Genomic DNA, 20,773 nt, shown 5'->3' on the forward strand with positions numbered 1-20,773 from the left:
ACTCATATGTGTTAACAATCATTAAAACTTATTGTTAAAATAGACCATAAAACCATCAATAATCAATAAAATTGTCGACACATTAGACTAATGTATAAGAAACTTAATGATTAAATTTGAACCAGAAGAAGATAAAACTCTGTGAGCTTGAAAAGAGAAAAGTGTCGATTTCGCAGATAGAATAAGCAGTGCAACCCATTACCGATGACCGGCCGTCACTTATGAATCTTTACAAGAGAATCACGCACTCTCCTTTTGGTTACGCTCTCGCCTGCTCGTTGCTCTTATCTGGATGCATTGCCTACAACAGTAAACCGAAAAATCCGCGCAGCTACCCACTACTGAGTGAGGCGATCTATTCTGAAGATGATCTTTCATTGGCAGACAGCCCAAATATTATTCGCACGGCAATAGAGCAGAATCAATCGGTTACGATCAATGACCTCAACGCGCTAACAAGCCAGTTACCTATTGTTTTTCCTGAATTAAATTTACACCTTGAGCAAGAACACTCATTTGATGCTCGCTTATTTCAAAGCGCAGCACAGCAACTTATTGCTCAATTTGCTTGTGAATTGTACAGCAGCCAGCAAATGTCCGATTCGGTTCAAATGTGTGCAAACGATGGCCGTGTAACACCGAACAACTTAGGTTATTTGCCTTTCCAGCAAGGCAAGTATTCGGGTGAGCGCTTAACGGTTCATCGACATTCTCAACCGCAAGGTTCTCAATCGCAAAGTGTAGCCGTTGATCTCTATCTTAAAAGCACATCGGAGCGACCATTGAGCTCAATATGGGGCTCGACGCATACTTTAGGGCGGTTCCATGGTTCGCACTTTTCATCGGACAGTGTGGTACTCACCGTCTACTTCGAAGGGCATGTGTTAGATGAGCGCCATCAATGGCAAGCCCAATATCCCGAACCTTTGATCTTTTTCTTACTGCTGCCCAGTATCACGACCTTACTTCAACAAGGTAATGACGCCTCAGCTGCGCAATTTGCAATGAATAACACCCGTTTACTGCTCGTAGATAGTGAGACAAGACGCTAGCGAAGACTCGTCACACAACGCAGCAAAATAACGCCGTGAACTTTATGAACAAAAACGTTTTTATGCCCTATATTGTTTTTATCTACGCATTAGAGACAAACCTGTAACAGGTTATTAACTTAACGTATCTGCATTAGATCATTGATGCAGTCATGATAACAACGATAAGCACCCTATCTCCGCCTGTAGCATTCAGTCACAAACGCTCCAAGGTAAAGATGAAGATGCGCCCTACATAAGGAACGTGAATATGTTTAAGCAGTTCAAACCAACCCTCACTGCATCCATTCTGGCTGCAACCTTTTCTATTAGCAGCTTCGCCGCTGATATTGAGAAACTTCACATTTTAGTACCCGGTGGCGCGGGTGGTGGTTGGGACATGACGGCTCGTGGTACAGGTGATGTACTGATGAAAACCGACATTGTCGGCAATGTGTCTTACCAAAACTTATCCGGTGGTGGTGGTGGTAAAGCGATTGCACACCTAATTGAAACCGCAGACCGCCAAGAAGATACCTTGATGGTCAACTCTACACCGATTGTTGTTCGTTCTTTATCCGGTGTTTTTCCACAATCCTTCCGCGATTTAACACCGATTGCCGCCACCGTTTCTGATTATGGCGCTATCGTTGCTGCGGGCGATTCAAAATACAAAACGTGGGAAGATGTGGTTGCCGATTTCAAAGACAACCCGCGTAAAGTGAAAGTCGCTGGCGGTTCTGCTCGTGGCAGTATGGATCACTTAGTCGCCGCAGCCGCTTTCAAAGGGCAAGGGTTGGATCCAAAAGAAGTTCGCTACATCGCCTATGACGCGGGTGGCAAAGCCATGGCGGCACTACTTTCTGGTGAAACACAACTGCTTTCAACAGGCTTAGGTGAAGTGCTTGAAATGTCCAAGTCTGGCCAAGTGAAAATTTTGGCGATCACCGCCCCTAAACGTTTGGAATCTGCCCCGAATATTCCAACATTAACTGACTATGGCAACCCAACCGTCTTTGCTAACTGGCGCGGCTTCTTCGCAGCCCCAGGGATCAGCCAAGAGAAGATTGATCAGTGGAACGCAGCATTAGCGAAAATGTACACCACCGATGAATGGAAAATCGTCCGCGACCGTAATGGTTGGATCGATAACTATCAAGCGGATAAAGAGTTTTACGCCTTCTTAGAAGCCCAAGAGAAAGAGATGGGTGATCTGATGCGTGAGCTCGGTTTCCTGAAGTAAGGTCGCTAAGGGGACAGTTCCTTGCCTTGTCCCCGCTAGCAACACTTTTGCCGTGTGCAGTTATGCTCAATACTCCTTTGTTTATCAGGCAAATATGAATAGGAAAACCTCCATACACCTATCCCTTTGCCCTTAGTTAATCAATTCATTAACTCGCTGCTACACGGCTCTTTTCTCCCCTATTTTTACCATGGAGTTGGATATGTCGGATCTGCCAACCAAATTTTTCAGCAAAGAATATTTACTGTGCCGCGATCGCGTTGGCGCGTTGATCTTCCTTGTTCTTAGCCTTTGCTACGGCTATCAAACGACTCAAATACCGATGTTTCCCGGTGATGAATACGAACCGTTTAACGCCCAAACCTTGCCGACTCTGCTGACTTACGCTGGAATTGGCCTCTCTTTGTTGATGCTGGTTTTAGGGCAGCACGATAAACAAAGCGGCGCGGTATTGCACTTCAACTGGAAATTGTTGATTGGTTTTTTAGTGTTGATGGCGCTGTACGGACTTGGTCTAACCTATTTAGGCTTCGTACTGGCCACCAGTTTCTTTCTACTCGCTGGCTTTTATATTTTGGGTGAAAGACGCAAATCAGTGTTATTTGGTGCTTCTTTTCCCTTTGTCATCGCGTTTTATCTGCTGCTTACTCAAGGTTTGGACATTTACCTTGAGCCCGGCGTTATTTTCACACTCTGGTAGGAACTGATTATGTTAGATGGAATTTTACAAGGGCTTTCTACCGCCATGATGCCAATGAACATCTTCATGGTGATTGTGGGCTGTTTCGTCGGTACTTTTATCGGCATGTTACCCGGGCTTGGCCCGATTTCGGCCATCGCGTTGATGATCCCGATCACCTATGGCCTTGAGCCATCTTCAGGTTTGATTTTAATGGCCGGCGTTTATTACGGCGCTATTTTTGGCGGCTCCACTTCCTCCATTTTGATTAATGCTCCCGGATGCTCGGCAACCGTGGTCACCGCGTTTGATGGCTACCCCATGGCGCAAAAAGGCCAAGCTGGTAAAGCGTTAGCCATCGCCGCTTACGCCTCTTTTACAGGCGGAACCTTGTCAGCGATTATGCTCTTGGTCGCAGCGCCTGCACTGGCCAGCGTGTCACTGAGTTTTCAATCCTCTGACTATTTTGCGTTGATGCTACTCGGTCTATCGGCGGTCGCCGCCTTTGCTGGAAAAGGACAAGTCCTTAAAGCATGGATGATGGTTGTTCTTGGCTTGATGCTCTCTACCGTTGGTATTGATAAAGGCGTAGGTGTGGAACGTTTTACCTTTGGCTTAACTGATTTAATGGACGGTTTTAGCTTCCTCTTGCTGGCGATGGCGACATTCGCTTTAGGCGAGACATTAATGGGTATTTTAAAACCGGAAAACGACACGCGTACAGATGAACAGAATAAAATCAGCAACTTGGGCAGTATGAAAATCACCAAGGCAGAATTTAAAGAAGCGGCTCCCGTTTCAATTCGTGCTTCCATTTTAGGTTTTTTCACTGGCGTGTTGCCCGGCGCTGGCGCAACCATCGCCGCATTTTTGAGTTATGGTATGGAGCGCAGCTTAGCGCCCAAAGATAAAAAAGAAGAGTTCGGTAAAGGGTCTTTGCGTGGGCTTGTTGCACCAGAGTCAGCCAATAACGCCGCCTCTAGCGGATCTTTTGTTCCGCTGTTGACACTCGGCATTCCCGGCTCTGGCACCACAGCGATCATGCTTGGAGCCCTGCTCTCTTACGGCATTCAACCTGGCCCTCGTTTATTTGTTGATCACCCTGATGTCTTTTGGTCTGTCATCATCTCAATGTATCTCGGTAATATTGTACTTATCATCCTTAACTTACCGCTTATTCCATATATTTCAAGGCTATTGGCGGTGCCAAGAACCGTATTGCTGCCGATGATTTTGTTCTTCTCAATTACCGGTGTTTATTTGGTTTCGTTTAACACTATGGATGTTTACGTAATGTTGATCGTCGCGATGGGGGCGATTGCTCTACGGTTAGCCAACTTCCCACTGGCACCACTGCTGCTTGGCTTTATTTTGGGTGGATTAATGGAAGAGAACCTTCGCCGCGCGTTGATGATCAGCGATGGGGAGTTAAGCTTCTTGTGGGAACGTCCGATCACTTTCGTGTTTACCGTGCTTGCAGTCGTGATGTTGACTAGCCCACTTGTGGTGATGCTGGCGAACAAACTTCGCTCTTCACCGACCAAAGCAGTTGAATAACAAGAGATTGTATCAATAGAAACTCATCCAACCATACAAAGACCTAGCGAAAATGCTGGGTCTTTGCTTTACTATGCACTTCAAATTTTTCCAATGTCAGCGATTGTCATGTCGTTCATCGTACCTAATCTAGGAGTCTCCATGACGGATAGACACTCTTTAATCATCGTTGAAGATGATCTAAAACTCAGAGAAATGTTAACAGAATACTTTGAAAGTCAAGATATTAGCGTCATTGCCCTTGCTGAAGGTGCCAAAGCGAGCGCGGTCATTTTAGAGCAACAACCAGATATCGTGTTACTGGATTTAATGCTACCCGGTGAAGATGGGCTGACAATTTGTAGACAGATCCGTCCTATGTACAACGGTAAGATATTGATGCTGACCGCCAGTGATGACGATTTTGATCACGTTGCAGCACTGGAAATTGGTGCCGATGATTTTGTGACAAAGCCGATTAAACCACGCGTCTTGCTTGCAAGAATGCGTATGCTATTGCGCAGAGTCGACAGCGAGCCAATTCAAACCGCGAAAACCGTGCTTGAATTTGGGGCCTTGTCTCTCAATCAATCTCGACATCTGTGTGAAATGAATGGTGAGGCCGTAGCGATGACCGACAGCGAATTCGACTTGCTGTGGCTACTGGCATCAACACCAGATCAAGTCCTATCACGGGATGTATTAACCAAAGCGTTACGCGGGATTGAATACGATGGGCTTGATAGAACCGTCGATAACAAGATTGTCATTTTGCGTAAAAAACTCGGTGATGATTCTTCCACACCGAAACGCATTATTACGGTCCGAGGGAAAGGATACCTTTTTGTACCAGACACGTGGTAATGACCACGTATTTTAGAAGAAACCTGTATGCATCGTATCTACGTTGAATCTTTTGTTGGTTTATTGCTCTTTTTTTTAGCGACACTCATTACCATTGAACTGGTCGTTTACCAGCTTGGTACTGACTACGATTACGTACTTGAAGATTATCAAGCTGAAGCATTTCATGACTTGGTCACTCGTATTTATCAGCATGAAGGTGAAGCTAACACCTTAAATGTACTAAAAGAATATGCCGATAAAACGCGACAACTGATAGAGACGCATACTGAAAAGACCTTACCTTCAGATGTGCGAGCGTTTTTCTTTACTACCGCCCCCAATGCCTACACTTACTACGATGATGACCGTTTTTTATGGTTGCGCCTTACATCCACCTCACCAATTTACAGCTTTAAACCCGATGAAGAATCACCACTGAGGCAAGCCATTTTCTTCGCAGATAATCTCTCACTTTTGCTGCTTGTCGTCGGCTTTGCACTGTACTGTGTGTTGCTGATCTGGTTCATCAGTCGGCGAGTGCGTGAATTGGAAAAAGTGACCTTAGCCTTTGCCGCTGGTGATCTGACCGCTCGCGCCTCCATCAAAAGCGGCGATAAAGTCGGCTCTTTAAACAAAAGCTTTAACTACATGGCGAGCAAAATTTCCGCTTTGGTGCTCAGCAATAAAGCGCTGAGTAATGCCGTAGCTCATGAGTTACGCACCCCTATCTTTCGGATCCAATGGCAAGCAGAAATGTTGGCCGATGAATCTCTGACACCAAAACAAGCGGCGAAAGTCGCCAGTATCATCGAAGATACCGAAGAGATGGAAACGATGGTCGATGAACTTCTTTACTACGCGAAAGTTGAAAGGCCAGAAAACGAACTCAATATGCAGACAATTCAGCTCAATTACTGGCTCGAACCAATACTAGATAAATGGCGCAGCAACAGCGTAGTCGAGATCCAGTTGCTGCCATTAGCACAAGTCGCCACTTTACAAGTCGATCCATACCTTCTCAAAAGAGCTCTGGATAATTTATTGGGTAATGCTCAGAAATACGCCAAAAGCAAAATAGCCGTTGAAACCTCCGTGATCAACGCAGGTCAAGCAGTGCAAATTGATATCCATGATGATGGAGAAGGGATTGACCCGCAGCACTGGCCATTCATTTTTGATGCTTTTTACAGCGCGGATCTCTCACGTGGAGAGCGACAATCAGGCTTCGGATTAGGTTTGGCCATCGTCAAACAGATCGTTTTACGCCACAACGGCCAAGTATCGGTGGCTAAAAGTGTGTTCGGAGGCGCTTGCTTTACTCTTGTACTACCCGTGGTGGGCGTTTAATATCGGGCCACTTAAGAGAATCCGTGAACTGACGTCATTGATTCTCTTTTTTAACATGAGGGTGCGGGGCGAAGGCTATTTTACGTCTACACGTAATTCACTCATGCTCATTGTCATTGTCATTGTCATTGTCATAATTATTCATTATTAGGTTGTTCATTTTATGAAACCAGGTCGTACGGGTATAAAGCGTCTGTTTTATGCCACAGGTTATTCAATACAAGGGCTGAAAGCCGCGTGGCTAAACGAAGCCGCTATTCGACAAGAAACTGTCACTTCAATTTTGTTGATTACCATTACTTTCGTTTTGCCTGTCACTAAAATTGAGCAAATCATAATGATTGGTTGCTTAGTCTTAGTTGTGATTGTGGAGTTGATGAATTCCGCCGTGGAAGCCGTGGTTGACCGCGTCGGTAGCGAATGGCACGAACTCAGTGGCCGCGCCAAAGACATAGGTTCGGCTGCCGTACTGATCGCATTGATATTTTCAGCATTTGTGTGGGCCTTTATACTATGGCCACACTACTTTTAGTTCATTTATCTAACCATCAGCATCACGTATCAATCATCAATGCTTTGATTATTGCCGAAAGGGCTATAACAAAGAGCGCCGATAAAAGCGCTCTTTGTTTATTTTATTTCGATAATTTTCGGCGATTAAATGTCGAAAATTGTATTTCTGCTCTTAGGCGGCTATTTCTTATTCGCGTACTTCATTGAGTCCAACGCGACAGCGAAAATAATAATGCCGCCTTTAATGATGTACTGCCAGTAAGGGCTCACGCCAATGTAGGTCATACCATAGTTGATCACAGTGAAGATAAGCACACCCGTGACCACACCCGCAATGCTTCCGACACCGCCAGCAAATGACACGCCACCCACAACACAGGCTGCAATCGCATCCAATTCGTACAAGAAGCCAAGATTATTGGTCGCACTGCCGATACGGCCAGCTTCCAACATACCGCCAAACGCATAGAACACACCCGATAAAGCATACACTTTCAGTAGCGTCAGTGGCACATTAACACCAGAAACTTTTGCGGCTTCTGGGTTACCACCGACCGCGAAAATGTTCTTACCAAAAACGGTCTTATTCCACAAAATCCATGTAAAGATAATCGCGATAATGGCGTAGAAGGTTATGTACGAAAACCTAAAATCCCCAAATCGAATAAAACCTTGAGTGAATGAAGAGAAACGCTCATCAAAACCTGCAATTGGAGATGCACCCACCGAATCGTAGTAGAGAGAGTTAATCCCGTAGACGATGATCATGGTGCCTAATGTGGCGATAAACGGCGTTACTTTTAAATAAGCAACAATCACACCGTTCACTAAGCCGATGATCGCGCCGATCGCGCACACACAAAGAATCACCGCCACAATCGGCACGTCACCAATGCTGGGGAATACTTTGTTGACGTTATCAATTGATTGTAAAAGCGTTGCCGAAATTACAGCGGCTAAACCCACTTGACGTCCAGCAGAAAGGTCGGTTCCTTGCGTTACAATCAGCCCCGCCACACCCAATGCAATAATAACGCGCACTGAAGATTGCGTTAATATATTACTAAAGTTGCGTAAACTTAAAAATGATGGCTCCTGAATAATAATAATTGCCAGAAGAATAAATAGAACCGCATAGATCGCACCTTCCTTTAGGTGCTTCATTGCAAATGTTTTAACTGAATCCATAATAATTTTCCTAGAGGTAACGAGAGGCCAGCTCTAATATTTCATTCTGTGAAGTATCTTTAGTATTAACGATTCCCGCAGCTCGGCCATTACTCATCACCAATATTCTATCGGTAATGCCTAACAACTCTGGCATTTCGGAAGAGATAATAATAATCCCTTTATTCTTTTTCGCTAATTCCAATATCAATTGATAGATTTCAAACTTTGCTCCGACATCAATACCCCGAGTCGGCTCATCAAGCATTAATATTTCTGGCTGAGTTAACAACCAACGGCCAATAATGACTTTCTGCTGATTACCACCAGACAAAGAACCGATTGATGTTTCATGAGAAGGTGTTTTTACACTCATGGAGTCAATTACCCACTGTGTATCACTCCTCATTTTTTTATTACTCAGTAAACCTAATTTGGTTTTGTATTCATCCACATTGGCAACCAAAGAGTTAAAGGTAATATCTAAATTACTGTAAATGCCGGTTGAACGACGCTCTTCTGTCACCAACGCAAAACCACTATTGATCGCTTCATGTGCATCACGGTTTTTCATCTCTCGGCCATGTAAGATAATGTGGCCGTTACTACGCTCACGAACCCCAAAAATGGTTTCCACAATATCAGTGCGTCTTGAACCGACGAGCCCAGCCACACCTAAGATTTCACCTTCTCTGAGATCAAACGAAATATCCTGAATAGAGGGTTGGTTCAGTGCTGTTAAATTTTTGATTTCGAGGATAATTTCTTTTGGCACATTGGTCTTTGTGGGAAAGCGCTGTGTTAATTCACGGCCAACCATCATCGAAATGATTTTGTCCATATCGAGCCCTTTCAACGACCTCGTATCAACCCATTGCCCATCACGCAAGATGGTTATCTCATCACAAATAGTAAATATTTCTTCCATTTTGTGAGAGATGTACACCACGCCACAGCCTTTTTCTTTCAACTTGTTAATGATAGTAAAAAGATGCGATACCTCTTTTTCAGTCAAAGAGGACGTGGGTTCATCCATGATCACAATGCGCGCGTTGTAAGAAAACGCTTTCGCTATTTCGACCATCTGCCTTTGTGATACCGATAATTTAGCCACTTTAATTTTCGGGTCTATATCAATATCGAGTTCATCAAAGATCTCTTTGGTATCGCGATACATTTTATCGTGATCGACAAAGAGTCCTTTCTTTGGGTAACGCCCTAGCCAAATATTATCCATTACAGAACATTGTAATACTTGGTTAAGCTCTTGGTGGACCATGGAAACACCCGCTTCCAAAGCTTGCTTAGACGATTGAAAATTCACATGTTCGCCTAAAAATATAATATCACCTTCGTTTTTTTCATAAATTCCAAAAAGGCATTTTAATAGCGTCGACTTACCTGCACCATTCTCTCCCATTAACGCATGAATAGAGTGTGGTCGAACTTTCAAATTAACTTTATCTAATGCCTTAACCCCGGGAAACTCTTTACTCACTCCTGTCATTTCTAACAGAAATTCATGCTCTTGATTTACCATGGCATCACTTATTTATTCTTTGATTAATACCATTCAATATTAAATAAAATTTAATCAGCAATTATTTATTATTGATTGTATAAACACCCTATAAGTTAGGGAGTAAAGGGGGAATGACTTCCCCCTTGAACTTTAGGTTACTCGAGTGTCGATTTATCCACACCAACATAAGGAACACGAACAATCTTATTGGCCATTTCCCATTGAGTGCCTTCGGTTGCAGCTTTGCCGTTGGCTAAATTACGTGCAAGTTCAAATGTCGCTTTGGCTTGTGAATCTGCATCATTAAGCACAGTGCCTGCCATGTCGCCAGATTTAACTAATGCTAATGCTTCTGCTAACGCATCAACACCGAATACTGGTACTTTCGCACCCGCACCACGTAACGCTTCAATCGCACCCATCGCCATACCATCATTATTGGCAATCACGACTTCGATTTTGCTGCCGTTGGGGCCAGATAACCAAGCATCCATTTTATCTTTTGCCATGGCGGTATCCCACATACCAGTATCCATGTGTAGCTCTTCTGTTTTGATGCCATTTTCGTTAATGGTTTTCACAGAATAAGAAGTACGAGCTTCCGCATCTGGGTGACCTGGTTCGCCTTTCAGCATTACATACTGCAGTACACCGTCACCGTTTTTATCCCAAGCAGGATTGGCTTTCCAGTGTTGCGCAATGAGATCGCCTTGGATGATGCCCGACTCTTTTGAATCTGTACCCACATAATAGGCTTTGTCATATGAAGCGAGCGCTTTAGCACTCGGTTCTTTATTGTAAAAAACGATAGGAACATCATCCATTTTCGCTTTTTGAATAATACTTGGTGCAGCTGCAGGGTCGACAAGGTTGATCGCCAGTGCTTTCACGCCACGAGCCAACATGACATCCACTTGGTCATTTTGCATTGATTGGCTGTTTTGTGAGTCATTCATCAAAACCTTGGTGTTGCCGTCATTATTTGCCTGTTTTTCAATCGCTTGGCGAACAACTGACATAAAGTTATCATCGTACTTATAAACGGTCACACCGATCGTTGTGTCAGCCATGACTTGAGTGCCGAAACTCATACCAGCCGCAAGCATGGCTAAAGTAGTTAACTTTCTCATTGAACAAGTCCTATTTGTTAGTGTTGTTATTACGTTGTGTAGGGGGAGAAACGTTAACTCTGAGAAACAGCAGTGAAAACGTTTACCTTTCAGAGTATAGTAGTAAAACAAACAATTAATGTGAACCAGTTAAAATTTCAGTTTTGAAATCGCATTTTCATGCAGTTTCTTGTGAATAGTTTGATAACTATTGCAAAACTAAGTAATCATACGTAACGCAATGTAACATCGAGACCTATTTCTCTTTTTAAAAGTGCGATCCACCACGAAAGAGATCATACCTCTCAAAACACCAAATGTTAACGTTTACACTTGCGAGTTTCCAATATGCAATAGATTTAACTTTCATTTGACTGCTCACAAAGTGTAGATGAGGCTTGTTACATACGACTGCAATTTATTCGCGTATTTTTACGCCATATCGGGTCTCAATTTACCAAACAGCACCACGACTTTTAATTAATGAACTCTTACATTGTCATTTTTATTATTGGCATATGCCAATAATAAGGTGTATTTTAAATACAAGAACCCGATAAACTTTAGGAGCCATGATGATTTATGCCATCCCTTGTGATCAAAACTCGCCTTTTAATCACTTTGCCAAAGCGCCTCAATTGATGATTGTGGACGATACCACCGCCACTAGCCAACGTATTGACGTTACGAAAACCGAGGGCAGTTGTGGCCACAAAAAACAGCTACTTGCACTGCTAAGAGAGAATAGAGTGGACGCTGTTATCGCCCGCAATATCGGACAAAATATGTTAGCCGCGATTTTAGAAAAGAAGATTGCGGTATATTACGCACCAAGAGGCAGCCAATTAACATCACTTCATCCAAACCATCTTCTGCCCGTCACCGACGTCTCTTTTGGCAAGCCTTCAGCCAATAAATCGAAGAAACGTTGTGCTAGTCAATGTGGATCGAAGAAAGTGGGTAAACATAACAAACTGGCACCCAGAATGCTGTCACCAACTACCATAGAAGCGTTGAAGAAAGTGCTGAAAGTAAAAGCGATTGTCGAGGGAAAATAATGACTTATGTTATAACCTTTGCGTTTTTTATTGGCATTATTGTCTTGATGGCGATCGGTGTTTTGTTTCGCCGCCGCTCGCTGCAAGGCAGTTGTGGTGGATTAGCAAATATCGATATTGAAAGAGAATGTAACTGCGTAGACGTTTGTGATGAGCATCAGAAGGTGTTGTATCAAATTCAAGAACCTGATCACGAGCGTTAGCGTTCAACCAACATCAACGCATGACCTTCCACCAAGCAAGTCGCGACTTTCGCTCTTGCTTGGTTAACGATATTACCAAAGGTTTGTCGCGATATGCCCATCTGCGTAGCCGCTTGCAATTGGCTAAGCCCCTCTTTATCAGCCAAACGCAGCGCTTCAAGTTCTTCTGGCAGTAAATCTACTGTGTTCAATTCAGATAATTTGACACCGTTGGGTTTGAAGCATGCATACGCCGCTTGACCACAAACACGACGAATTTTTTTGGGTCTTGCCATTTTCTTCTCCTAATAATTTAAAAACAGTTTGGTGAACTTATGAACATTCAGCCTCCCCTACAACATTGCCACTGCGCGGTGTGTTGTGCCCCGTTCTTTTCTGAAACGCACACACTGCAATTTAACCAAACAGAAACGGGGAGCGTATGCGCACAGATTGTAGCAACAGAAAAGATGCAAGGCTATCAAGGGGTCATGCAGGGTGGACTTATCAGCACCTTACATGACGCTGCCATGACGCATTGTCTGTTTGCACAGTGCATTTATGCGATGACGGCAGAGCTAAACGTACGTTATCTGCACCCTATTCCACTGAATGTACCATTACAAGTCGAAGCGCATCTTATCAAACAAAAACGTCACATTTACTATCTGTGCAGCACCATTTTTTATGATGGGCTTCCCTATTCTACGGCCAGTGCAAAGTTTATGTGCAAAGCCGAGTAGCCTGAGTGCTACAGTCATTAGGGTACTGGCTTAGCGTAAACTTCGGTTGAGTCACGCTTTCATCCTCCTTATACTCACTCATCATTTCTCTATTATCTTTCGTTATGAAAATTATCGCAGTAACCGCTTGTCCAACAGGCATCGCGCACACCTATATGGCCGCAGACGCACTCAAAAAAGAAGCGAATAAGCGTAATATCTCAATCAAAGTCGAAACCCAAGGTGCAATGGGTGTCGAGAACCCACTGACAGTGGCAGATATTGTCAACGCGGATCTGATCCTCATCGCTTCAGATATCGACATTGAACAGCGTGAACGTTTTGTTGGTTGCAAAACGGTTCAGGTGTCCATTGAAGAAGTGTTGACGAACGTGCAATCTGTTTTAGATCGTCATTTGTAACCGCCGATGATCACAACACGCATCACTTTTGTTTTAAAAGCAGGCGGTCTGGTCAGCTGGCAATTAAATGAATTGAAAGATCTCAACCGCCATTTTCGCTCGGTGGTGGTGCTGTTTAACATCACGCGTGACAACAAGGCAATGCTCAACCATACACTGCAAGTGTTAAGCCTTGGTTCAAACCCGGGAGATGTATGCCAAATTGCCATTGAAGGGCTCGACGCCGAGTTGGCCTGCATGGTGATGACAGAGTATTTGCGCGAGCACACACTGCTTATTTCAACATCGCACAAACAAAATGCCAAAGCGGAATGGGCGTTTGCCACCCACTCTGCTTTTAAACTGCCCTTTTCGCTACAGTGGCATTACGCCACATTAGGCCCTGAGCTTAGCAAATCAGAGGCACTCGACACGATTGCTAAGCAGATCATGCCCGCACATTGCCATGATATTTTGCATGCGCTGGAAAAAAGAGAAGCCATCTCCCCGACCATTATTGGCCGTGGAATAGCGCTACCCCATATCATTCACGCACGAGTTGCCCAGCCAACACTGGCGGTTCACTGGTTAGCAAACCCGCTATCATGGTCAGAAAAATCCGGCGATGTGTCGCTGATCATCACCTTATTACTGCCGACATCAGCGCCGCGAACCGTGATTAAACCGGTCACGCAGTTAACTCGTTGGTTGCTGGAAGAGGAACATCGTCAATGGCTACTTACGGCAAAAAGAGAAGAAACCCTTAAAGCCATTTTGCTGCACGTGATGGCTAAGCCGTGCGACCCAATACAAAATGAATAGCTTTATTGCGACAGAGTTCGATATTCAGATGGAGTCATACCCGCTTTGCTTTTAAATACGCGGAAAAAATAATTCACATCTTGAAATCCACAGCGCGTGGCCACTTCGGCTAAACGAAAGGTATATTTCTTCAACATAAATTTTGCCCGTTCAATTCTTACCCAAGTGATGTAATCAGCAAGAGTCATGTGTCCTTGTTGGCGAAACATGCGCGATAAATGGTTGGCAGAGATATTAAACCGCTGTGCGATGCTGTCACGGCAAATATTGCGATGAAAATTTTCTTGGATATAAATGCAGATACCTTGATATAAATCTTCACTGCGCTTTTTAGGAGAAGCGGTCGGTTGATCGAGCATTGTGGCGCTGTAACTCAACAGAGCCAGCAACAAATGTTCGTCCATTGGACTTTTCTGAGGCTCACGTGCTAATGCATTTAGCCCTTCGAGCATGTGATCAATCGCGTGCCCAGTACGCGTTGGGATACTGTGTTTCTGAACATCATAAAAACCACTCTCGCCTTTGTGTTTACTGACCAAACTAAACCCCATTTGACGACGGCCAAATAGCAAACTCAAGACCGAACAGCTCTCTTGCCAATCAGGTTTATTCCAGCAGTTCGGAGGTATATAAAGCGCATCACCAGATAAGATGTTGACCTTACTAATACCTTGTTCAATCTCTTCGATTTCGTTGCTATACACGCCGCTTAAAACCAATTCTAGACGAGGAAAATTGACTTGGTAACTGAACGCTGGCGGCGTTATTTTGTCCCCAGCAAACCATATTCGATTAAAACTTTCTCGCTCCGAGAGCAGCACTTCAATCACATTTTTAAATACTGGGATCACAAAATTCACCCTATACCCATCAATAAACGAGGCAACTATAATCCAATACCTCATGAATCACCAATCATTACGCATTCGATAATTCCGATCGAAAATGCAAAATAATCAATTTATCTAATTGAATTAAAATAAAAAATTAATCATAAATTCAAATTATCACCCTAAAACAAAAATAAGAGCCTGATCACGTTTGCAGCCACAGGTTACAATAATCCAGTAAATGCCAGTTTCGTACACTACCACTGTTCACCCGAGGCGCTCACAATATCTCCAACAAAAAGCGCGGTGCGCAATAACAATATCCCCAAACAGTTTGAAGTTGCAGCCAACATGGCTCAGCTCTAAGTGCGAAGGGGATAAAAACCATATAGGGGACGAAACATGATCACTCAACTCATTAATGAGAACTTGATCCGGCTTGATTTGAAAGCAACATCAAAAGATGGCGTTTTCTCAGAGCTGGTCGATGTACTGTTAGAACAAGGACGCATTAGCGATAAATCGCAGTTTTTAGCCGATATCTATGCTCGTGAAGAGCTTGGTAACACTGGATTTGAAGATGGTGTCGCGCTGCCTCATGCCAAAAGTTCCGCCGTTATCTCGCCTGCAGTTGTGATAGGCATCAGCAAAAGCGGTATCGAATATGGCGCGGAAGATGGCTTACCTTCTAAATTATTTTTCATGATAGCCTCTCCCGATGGTGGTTCAAATCATCATATTGAAGTGCTGGCAGAGCTCTCTTCCAAGCTGATTGAAGAAGGGTTCATCCAACGTTTCTTAGACGCCAAAACAGAGCAAGCAGCGCTAGATTTGTTGCTACAAAAAACCGAAAAAACAACCGATGTTGAAGCTAATAAAGGCTTCTTGATTGGCGTAACGGGCTGCCCAGCCGGTGTCGCACACACTTATCTTGCCGCTGAAGCGCTGGAAAAAGGGGCCGCCGCGATGGGTTATCAAATTAAAGTCGAAACCAACGGTTCGATTGGGGTGAAAAATAGCCCAACGGATGAAGAGATCGCTAAAGCTGATGCGATCATCGTGGCTTGCGACAAGCAAGTTGACATGGTGCGCTTTGCGGGTAAAAAACTGATTGAAACTGGTGTTAAAGCGCCGATTCGTGATGCAAAAGGGTTGATTGAAAAAGCCCTCAGCGCACCAAAATATCAAGCCGATGCCAGTACCAAGACTTTAGATGGAAAAGGCAAAGCGGCGCAAGCTCGCTCCGATTTATACCGCTATTTGATGAATGGTGTATCGCATATGATCCCATTCGTTGTTACTGGCGGTTTGTTGATTGCTTTAGCACTCGCTATTGGCGGCGAGCCAACCGAAGCTGGTATGGCCATTCCTGACGGCAGTATGTGGAACCAAGTGCTGAACGTCGGTGTGGTTGCTTTTACGTTGATGATCCCCATTCTTGCAGGTTACATCGCGTATGCGATCGCCGATCGCCCCGCTCTGACTCCTGGCTTAATTGGTGGTTGGATCGCTAACAACGGGTCATTCTACGGCGCAGATGCCGGTACAGGTTTTATCGGTGCCATTATTGCAGGCCTTTTAGTCGGTTATTTCATCAAATGGTTAACAAGCATCCATTTTCACAAGTTTATTCAACCACTTGTGCCAATCATGATTGCACCCATCGCAGGCTCACTCTTTATCTCTGGGCTCTTTATTTTTGTTATCGGCGCGCCGATTGCAAGCTTGATGGATGGCTTAACCGCACTACTTACGAGCATGAGCTCAGGTAACGTGATACTGCTCGGTATTGTGCTCGGTGGCATGGCTGGCTTTGATATGGGTGGCCCATTTAACAAAGTGGCATTCCTCTTCTCTGTTGGTATGATCGCCAGCGGTCAAACTCAATTTATGGGTGCAATGGCGTGTGCCATTCCAGTCGCGCCACTCGGTATGGCTTTAGCAACCGTTTTGGGCCGTAAACTGAACTTGTTTGAAGCCTCTGAAATTGAAGCAGGGAAAGCTTCCGGTGCAATGGGCTTGGTTGGTATCTCTGAAGGGGCGATTCCATTTGCCGCACAAGATCCGATGTCAGTCATTCCAGCAAACATCTTGGGGTCGATGGTTGCAGCGGTTATGGCGTTCACTTTTGGCATTACAAACAGTGTTGCCCACGGCGGTCCTGTAGTAGCATTGCTCGGTGCTATGAATAAGCCTTTGCTAGCTTTGCTTTGCATGGCAACCGGTGCTGTAGTGACAGGTGTTGTTTGTATCACTCTGAAAAAAATGCGCCAAGCGAAATTACAACAAGCAACGGCTTAATGATCAAGCACTCTCCCCCGAGAGTGCTTGATGTTCATCAACGCTGAGCTTCTGATTTTATGTTGTACTCCCGCTTTAACTCGGGAGTTTTTTATTTCGCTTACTCTATGTACTGCTGCTTTGTTTTTATTTTGATTTTTTGTGAGATGTACTATGACCAATAACAAACAACCTTTCTTTTTGATGGACAATGTCATCCAAAACTATGCGTGGGGAAGCACGACTTCGATTCAGCACTTGTTTGATATTGCTAACCCAAACAACGTTCCACAAGCAGAAATTTGGATGGGAGCACACCCAAATGGATGCTCACAAATTCATGTGAATGGAGAACCTGTTTCGTTGCTTGAGATGATCAACCAAGATAAAACAGCGTTTCTTTCTGCTGCTACTGCAACAACCTTTGGTGAGTTACCTTATCTTTTCAAAGTACTTGCCGCAGCGAACGCCCTTTCGATTCAAGTTCACCCAAGTAAGCAAGAAGCGGAAATTGGTTTTGAGAAAGAAAACCAAGCGGGGATCCCACTCAATGCCGGACATCGCAACTATAAAGATTCTAACCACAAGCCGGAATTGGTTTACGCCCTTACCCCTTATCAAGCGATGAATGGGTTTCGCCCAATCACAGAGATTGTTGAACAATTTCAAACGCTGAATATCAATGCGATTTCAACCCTGGTCGATGCTTTTGCACACAACCCAACATCACAAGGTTTAAAAACCTTTTTTAGTGCATTGCTATCATTAACTGGCGAGAAAAAAGAACATGCGGTGAATGCATTATTAGCGTATGCCCATCATCATTCAGATGATGATCTTTTTGAGCTCATTTTAGAGCTGGCACAACAGTACCCCGGTGATATCGGTCTATTTTCTCCATTAATGCTCAATGTACTCACTTTAGCTCCGGGTGAGGCCATGTTTTTAGACGCCAGAACGCCACACGCCTACTTGAAAGGTACCGGGCTTGAAATCATGGCCAATTCAGACAACGTGTTGCGCGCTGGCCTAACACCCAAACACATGGATATTGAAGAGCTCGCATCATGCACGCTATTTGAAGAAAAACCCGCTTCAAGCCTGTTATTGAAACCAATCGAAGAAAATGGAGCATTACTGTTCCCTGTCCCAGTCCGCGATTTTAAGTTTGCGATTTACCTCAATGCCGCGCAAGTTAACGTGAAAATCAACAGTGCCGAAATTATCTTTGCCATTGATGCTGATGCGACCTTAACCCATGACAATGGTGAGTCTCTAACCGTGAAAAAAGGTCACTCAATCTTCATCCCCGCATACGCTGAACATTATCAACTGTCATCACTTGGACGTGTCGCACGCGCGTATAATTAACAGCCGACGTGATAAACAAAAAAGCCAGCATCTGTTCTGCTGGCTTTTTATTTGGGATTATTACGAAAATTTGCGCTAATCGATTTGTGGGCAGTTAGATATTCTGCGACTGCTTCCAAACCGCCAGTTCAACCCACATTTGTTCAAGTTGTTGCAACTCTTCTTCTGTGAGCAGTGCTAAGGTCGTTTGAGATTCAGATGTCGGACCGTCTTTGAGAGAGCGAATCTGCGCATAAAAATCCTTCTTTAATTGCGATATCACAGGGTCCACAACCGATTCCTATAAAAATACTAAAATTCTCAAAAATAATACCATTTTTCATAGACATGTCTTATGTCGTGTTAAGTTATGGAATAGTTATCACATTTCTAATATCTAAGCCTAAAGTATCAAAATTACAATTTAAAATTATTCACTAGGCTATCGAGTTGCTTAGAAACTTTTTTCAAATGTTCGCTACTGACAGTGAGCTCCTCAGCTACTGTTGTTGTTTCCATGGTGAGATGATTAATATCTTCAACGGTGCGGTTGATTTCACTGACCACACTTGATTGCTCTTCCGTTGCCGTCGCCACTTGAATGTTCTGATCACTAATATTCTCTATATAAACGCGGATCTGTTTTAGCGAACTATTGGCATTTTCAGCTTGTTCAACCACCAACAAACTCTGCTCTCGGCCCTGGGACATTGCCCCAACCGCCCGTTTCGATTCTTCCTGTAAGTTATTAATGACTCTTTGAATTTCTTCGGTTGATGCAGCAGAACGGCTTGCTAAATTTCGCACCTCATCGGCAACGACCGCAAAACCTCGACCTTGCTCTCCCGCTCGCGCCGCCTCAATCGCTGCGTTCAATGCAAGTAAGTTCGTTTGCTCGGAAATGCTACGAATAGTCTCAAGTATCGAGCTGATGTTAACCACTTGACCAGCCAAAGAGCCTACGACTTGTGCAGCTTGCTCTAATTCAGTGATCAAATCTGCAATTTGCACTTGTGCTTTCTCTACTACAGTGGTGCCATTTTCCGCCTGATGAGTGGCCTGTTTCGCAACGTCGGCAGCTTGAGCTGCGTTGTTTGCAATTTCGCCTACCGTTGCGCCTAATTCATGAATGGCAGTGGCCACTTGAACTGTTCTATCACGTTGCGAAGTGCAGTTGTTTTTGGTTAATAGTGCCCGAGCTGAAACTTGGTTAGCCGTATTCGCTAATTCATAAGAACTCGAAGCCACTTGCTTGATCGCTACATGTACTTTCTCAATGAAGTCGTTAAAACTGTCACTAATTTTCGATAACTCATCTTGACCACCTAAATCAATGCGAGCATCTAGCGCCATGTTTTCAGCTGCCAAAGCAATGGATTTTTGTAGGCTGGCCACTCTCGTTTTTAGGCCGATAACAATAAAGAATGAAGTGACAAACGAAATTAGCACGCCAATACCAATAATGATAAACATGTGATTTTGCCCTTGGGCATAACTCTTTTGGCTATTGACGTTCTGCTGTTTGGCCTGCTCTAGTAGCGAATCGAGGATCACATTGGCTTTTTTACGCAGTTCACCATAGGTAACCGCATATTGATCTCGGTATATGTTGCGCGCCGTATCTAGATCGCCCTTTTCAAATGCCGCCAACATAGGATTAAGCTGAGTACTGACCATTTTTTCAAAGTCAGTCAACAGCTGCTGAACTTGTCTACGCTGTTCTGGATCCACTTGTGACTGAACTGCGTGCTCGACAGACTGCCTCATTTCAGGGATATCTTCGTCACGTGTCTCTTTCACGCGTGTGAGGACACCCTTTTTTTATCTCTTAACGACGTCTCTTGAAGTAACATCATATCGATACCAACCCGCATACGGGGAATTCGAGAGGCAACTTCAGCCATTGAACGCATTGGCGCGGCCGTATTGAGATAGAGCTGTTCTGCCTGTCGTTGAATCGTCGACATGCTATTGAAGCTCGCCATTCCAACAATAATCAACGCAACGCAAGGTAATAACACCGCAAAAATTAATCGCGATTGTAAGGTAAACCGATTAGCAAACATCTTTTATATCCTTTTTAGTTGTAGCGCCATTATGTTATGGGGACAGATCTTAACCAATGAATGGTTTCT

General features: G+C 44.1%; 20 protein-coding genes and 1 pseudogene. 14 read left to right on the forward strand and 7 right to left on the reverse strand.

Annotated features, from left to right (window positions below; all coding sequences use genetic code 11):
- Window positions 1-221: 221 nt before the first annotated feature.
- The 7 genes from EXZ60_RS11905 to EXZ60_RS11935 all read left to right on the forward strand — a co-directional run bounded on the left by EXZ60_RS11905 (window position 222) and on the right by EXZ60_RS11935 (window position 7,214).
- Entirely contained in the window at window positions 222-1,052 is an 831-nt protein-coding gene (locus EXZ60_RS11905; RefSeq protein WP_277435743.1) for a hypothetical protein, read from the forward strand.
- Between the two features lie 250 nt (window positions 1,053-1,302).
- Window positions 1,303-2,274, forward strand: a complete 972-nt coding sequence (locus EXZ60_RS11910; protein ID WP_277435744.1) for a tripartite tricarboxylate transporter substrate binding protein — start codon at window positions 1,303-1,305, stop codon at window positions 2,272-2,274.
- A 202-nt stretch (window positions 2,275-2,476) separates the two neighbouring features.
- Window positions 2,477-2,974: a tripartite tricarboxylate transporter TctB family protein gene (locus EXZ60_RS11915; protein ID WP_176428337.1), complete on the forward strand. Its 498-nt coding sequence runs from the start codon at window positions 2,477-2,479 to the stop codon at window positions 2,972-2,974.
- Between the two features lie 9 nt (window positions 2,975-2,983).
- A complete protein-coding gene (locus EXZ60_RS11920; RefSeq protein ID WP_017046152.1) occupies window positions 2,984-4,510 on the forward strand; it encodes a tripartite tricarboxylate transporter permease in 1,527 nt (508 codons plus the stop codon).
- A 141-nt stretch (window positions 4,511-4,651) separates the two neighbouring features.
- On the forward strand, window positions 4,652-5,353 hold the full coding sequence (locus EXZ60_RS11925) for a response regulator (protein WP_019282824.1): 702 nt from the start codon (window positions 4,652-4,654) through the stop codon (window positions 5,351-5,353).
- Between the two features lie 27 nt (window positions 5,354-5,380).
- Complete coding sequence (locus tag EXZ60_RS11930) at window positions 5,381-6,682, forward strand: ATP-binding protein (protein WP_277435745.1); 1,302 nt, start codon at window positions 5,381-5,383, stop codon at window positions 6,680-6,682.
- 163 nt (window positions 6,683-6,845) lie between these two features.
- On the forward strand, window positions 6,846-7,214 hold the full coding sequence (locus tag EXZ60_RS11935) for a diacylglycerol kinase (protein WP_277435746.1): 369 nt from the start codon (window positions 6,846-6,848) through the stop codon (window positions 7,212-7,214).
- A gap of 161 nt (window positions 7,215-7,375) precedes the next feature.
- Here EXZ60_RS11935 and mglC read toward each other — a convergent pair whose 3' ends face one another.
- The 3 genes from mglC to mglB all read right to left on the reverse strand — a co-directional run bounded on the left by mglC (window position 7,376) and on the right by mglB (window position 11,014).
- Complete coding sequence (gene mglC / locus EXZ60_RS11940; RefSeq protein ID WP_013856962.1) at window positions 7,376-8,383, reverse strand: galactose/methyl galactoside ABC transporter permease MglC; 1,008 nt, start codon at window positions 8,381-8,383, stop codon at window positions 7,376-7,378.
- 10 nt (window positions 8,384-8,393) lie between these two features.
- Entirely contained in the window at window positions 8,394-9,902 is a 1,509-nt protein-coding gene (mglA, locus tag EXZ60_RS11945) for a galactose/methyl galactoside ABC transporter ATP-binding protein MglA (protein WP_277435747.1), read from the reverse strand.
- 137 nt (window positions 9,903-10,039) lie between these two features.
- Window positions 10,040-11,014 (reverse strand): galactose/glucose ABC transporter substrate-binding protein MglB, encoded by a 975-nt coding sequence (mglB, locus tag EXZ60_RS11950; RefSeq protein ID WP_026027227.1) that lies wholly within the window; start codon window positions 11,012-11,014, stop codon window positions 10,040-10,042.
- 551 nt (window positions 11,015-11,565) lie between these two features.
- On the opposite strand from mglB, the gene EXZ60_RS11955 reads away from it, so the two are divergent.
- Together EXZ60_RS11955 and nqrM are read left to right on the forward strand one after the other, a co-directional pair.
- Entirely contained in the window at window positions 11,566-12,051 is a 486-nt protein-coding gene (locus EXZ60_RS11955) for a NifB/NifX family molybdenum-iron cluster-binding protein (protein ID WP_234913579.1), read from the forward strand.
- Window positions 12,051-12,254 (forward strand): (Na+)-NQR maturation NqrM, encoded by a 204-nt coding sequence (nqrM, locus tag EXZ60_RS11960; protein ID WP_013856966.1) that lies wholly within the window; start codon window positions 12,051-12,053, stop codon window positions 12,252-12,254. Before EXZ60_RS11955 ends, nqrM begins: the two co-directional genes overlap by 1 nt.
- Here nqrM and EXZ60_RS11965 read toward each other — a convergent pair.
- Window positions 12,251-12,529: a DUF134 domain-containing protein gene (locus EXZ60_RS11965; protein WP_026027228.1), complete on the reverse strand. Its 279-nt coding sequence runs from the start codon at window positions 12,527-12,529 to the stop codon at window positions 12,251-12,253. The two genes, nqrM and EXZ60_RS11965, sit on opposite strands and share 4 nt — an antisense overlap.
- A gap of 39 nt (window positions 12,530-12,568) precedes the next feature.
- Here EXZ60_RS11965 and EXZ60_RS11970 point away from each other — a divergent pair, with 39 nt between their 5' ends.
- The 3 genes from EXZ60_RS11970 to EXZ60_RS11980 all read left to right on the forward strand — a co-directional run bounded on the left by EXZ60_RS11970 (window position 12,569) and on the right by EXZ60_RS11980 (window position 14,178).
- Window positions 12,569-12,976, forward strand: a complete 408-nt coding sequence (locus tag EXZ60_RS11970) for a PaaI family thioesterase (protein ID WP_013856968.1) — start codon at window positions 12,569-12,571, stop codon at window positions 12,974-12,976.
- Window positions 12,977-13,080: 104 nt separating this feature from the next.
- The gene (locus EXZ60_RS11975) at window positions 13,081-13,377 is read left to right on the forward strand and encodes a PTS fructose transporter subunit IIB (RefSeq protein ID WP_013856969.1); all 297 of its coding nucleotides are present in this window, start codon (window positions 13,081-13,083) and stop codon (window positions 13,375-13,377) included.
- Between the two features lie 6 nt (window positions 13,378-13,383).
- Window positions 13,384-14,178 (forward strand): PTS sugar transporter subunit IIA, encoded by a 795-nt coding sequence (locus EXZ60_RS11980; RefSeq protein ID WP_277435748.1) that lies wholly within the window; start codon window positions 13,384-13,386, stop codon window positions 14,176-14,178.
- A gap of 2 nt (window positions 14,179-14,180) precedes the next feature.
- On the opposite strand, the gene EXZ60_RS11985 is transcribed toward EXZ60_RS11980, so the two are convergent.
- On the reverse strand, window positions 14,181-15,083 hold the full coding sequence (locus tag EXZ60_RS11985) for an AraC family transcriptional regulator (protein WP_277435749.1): 903 nt from the start codon (window positions 15,081-15,083) through the stop codon (window positions 14,181-14,183).
- Between the two features lie 327 nt (window positions 15,084-15,410).
- Here EXZ60_RS11985 and EXZ60_RS11990 point away from each other — a divergent pair, with 327 nt between their 5' ends.
- Complete coding sequence (locus tag EXZ60_RS11990) at window positions 15,411-17,309, forward strand: fructose-specific PTS transporter subunit EIIC (RefSeq protein WP_017047683.1); 1,899 nt, start codon at window positions 15,411-15,413, stop codon at window positions 17,307-17,309.
- Window positions 17,310-17,462: 153 nt separating this feature from the next.
- Window positions 17,463-18,659: a mannose-6-phosphate isomerase, class I gene (gene manA, locus EXZ60_RS11995; protein ID WP_277435750.1), complete on the forward strand. Its 1,197-nt coding sequence runs from the start codon at window positions 17,463-17,465 to the stop codon at window positions 18,657-18,659.
- Between the two features lie 94 nt (window positions 18,660-18,753).
- Here the strand turns inward: manA and EXZ60_RS12000 are convergent, their stop codons facing one another.
- The gene (locus EXZ60_RS12000; RefSeq protein ID WP_017042466.1) at window positions 18,754-18,930 is read right to left on the reverse strand and encodes a hypothetical protein; all 177 of its coding nucleotides are present in this window, start codon (window positions 18,928-18,930) and stop codon (window positions 18,754-18,756) included.
- 125 nt (window positions 18,931-19,055) lie between these two features.
- Window positions 19,056-20,704, reverse strand: a pseudogene (locus EXZ60_RS12005) (methyl-accepting chemotaxis protein).
- Between the last annotated feature and the right edge of the window lie 69 nt (window positions 20,705-20,773).

Source organism: Vibrio sp. 1151_11 (assembly GCF_029478525.1).
In the GTDB taxonomy this organism is placed as follows: Bacteria; Pseudomonadota; Gammaproteobacteria; order Enterobacterales; family Vibrionaceae; genus Vibrio; species Vibrio anguillarum.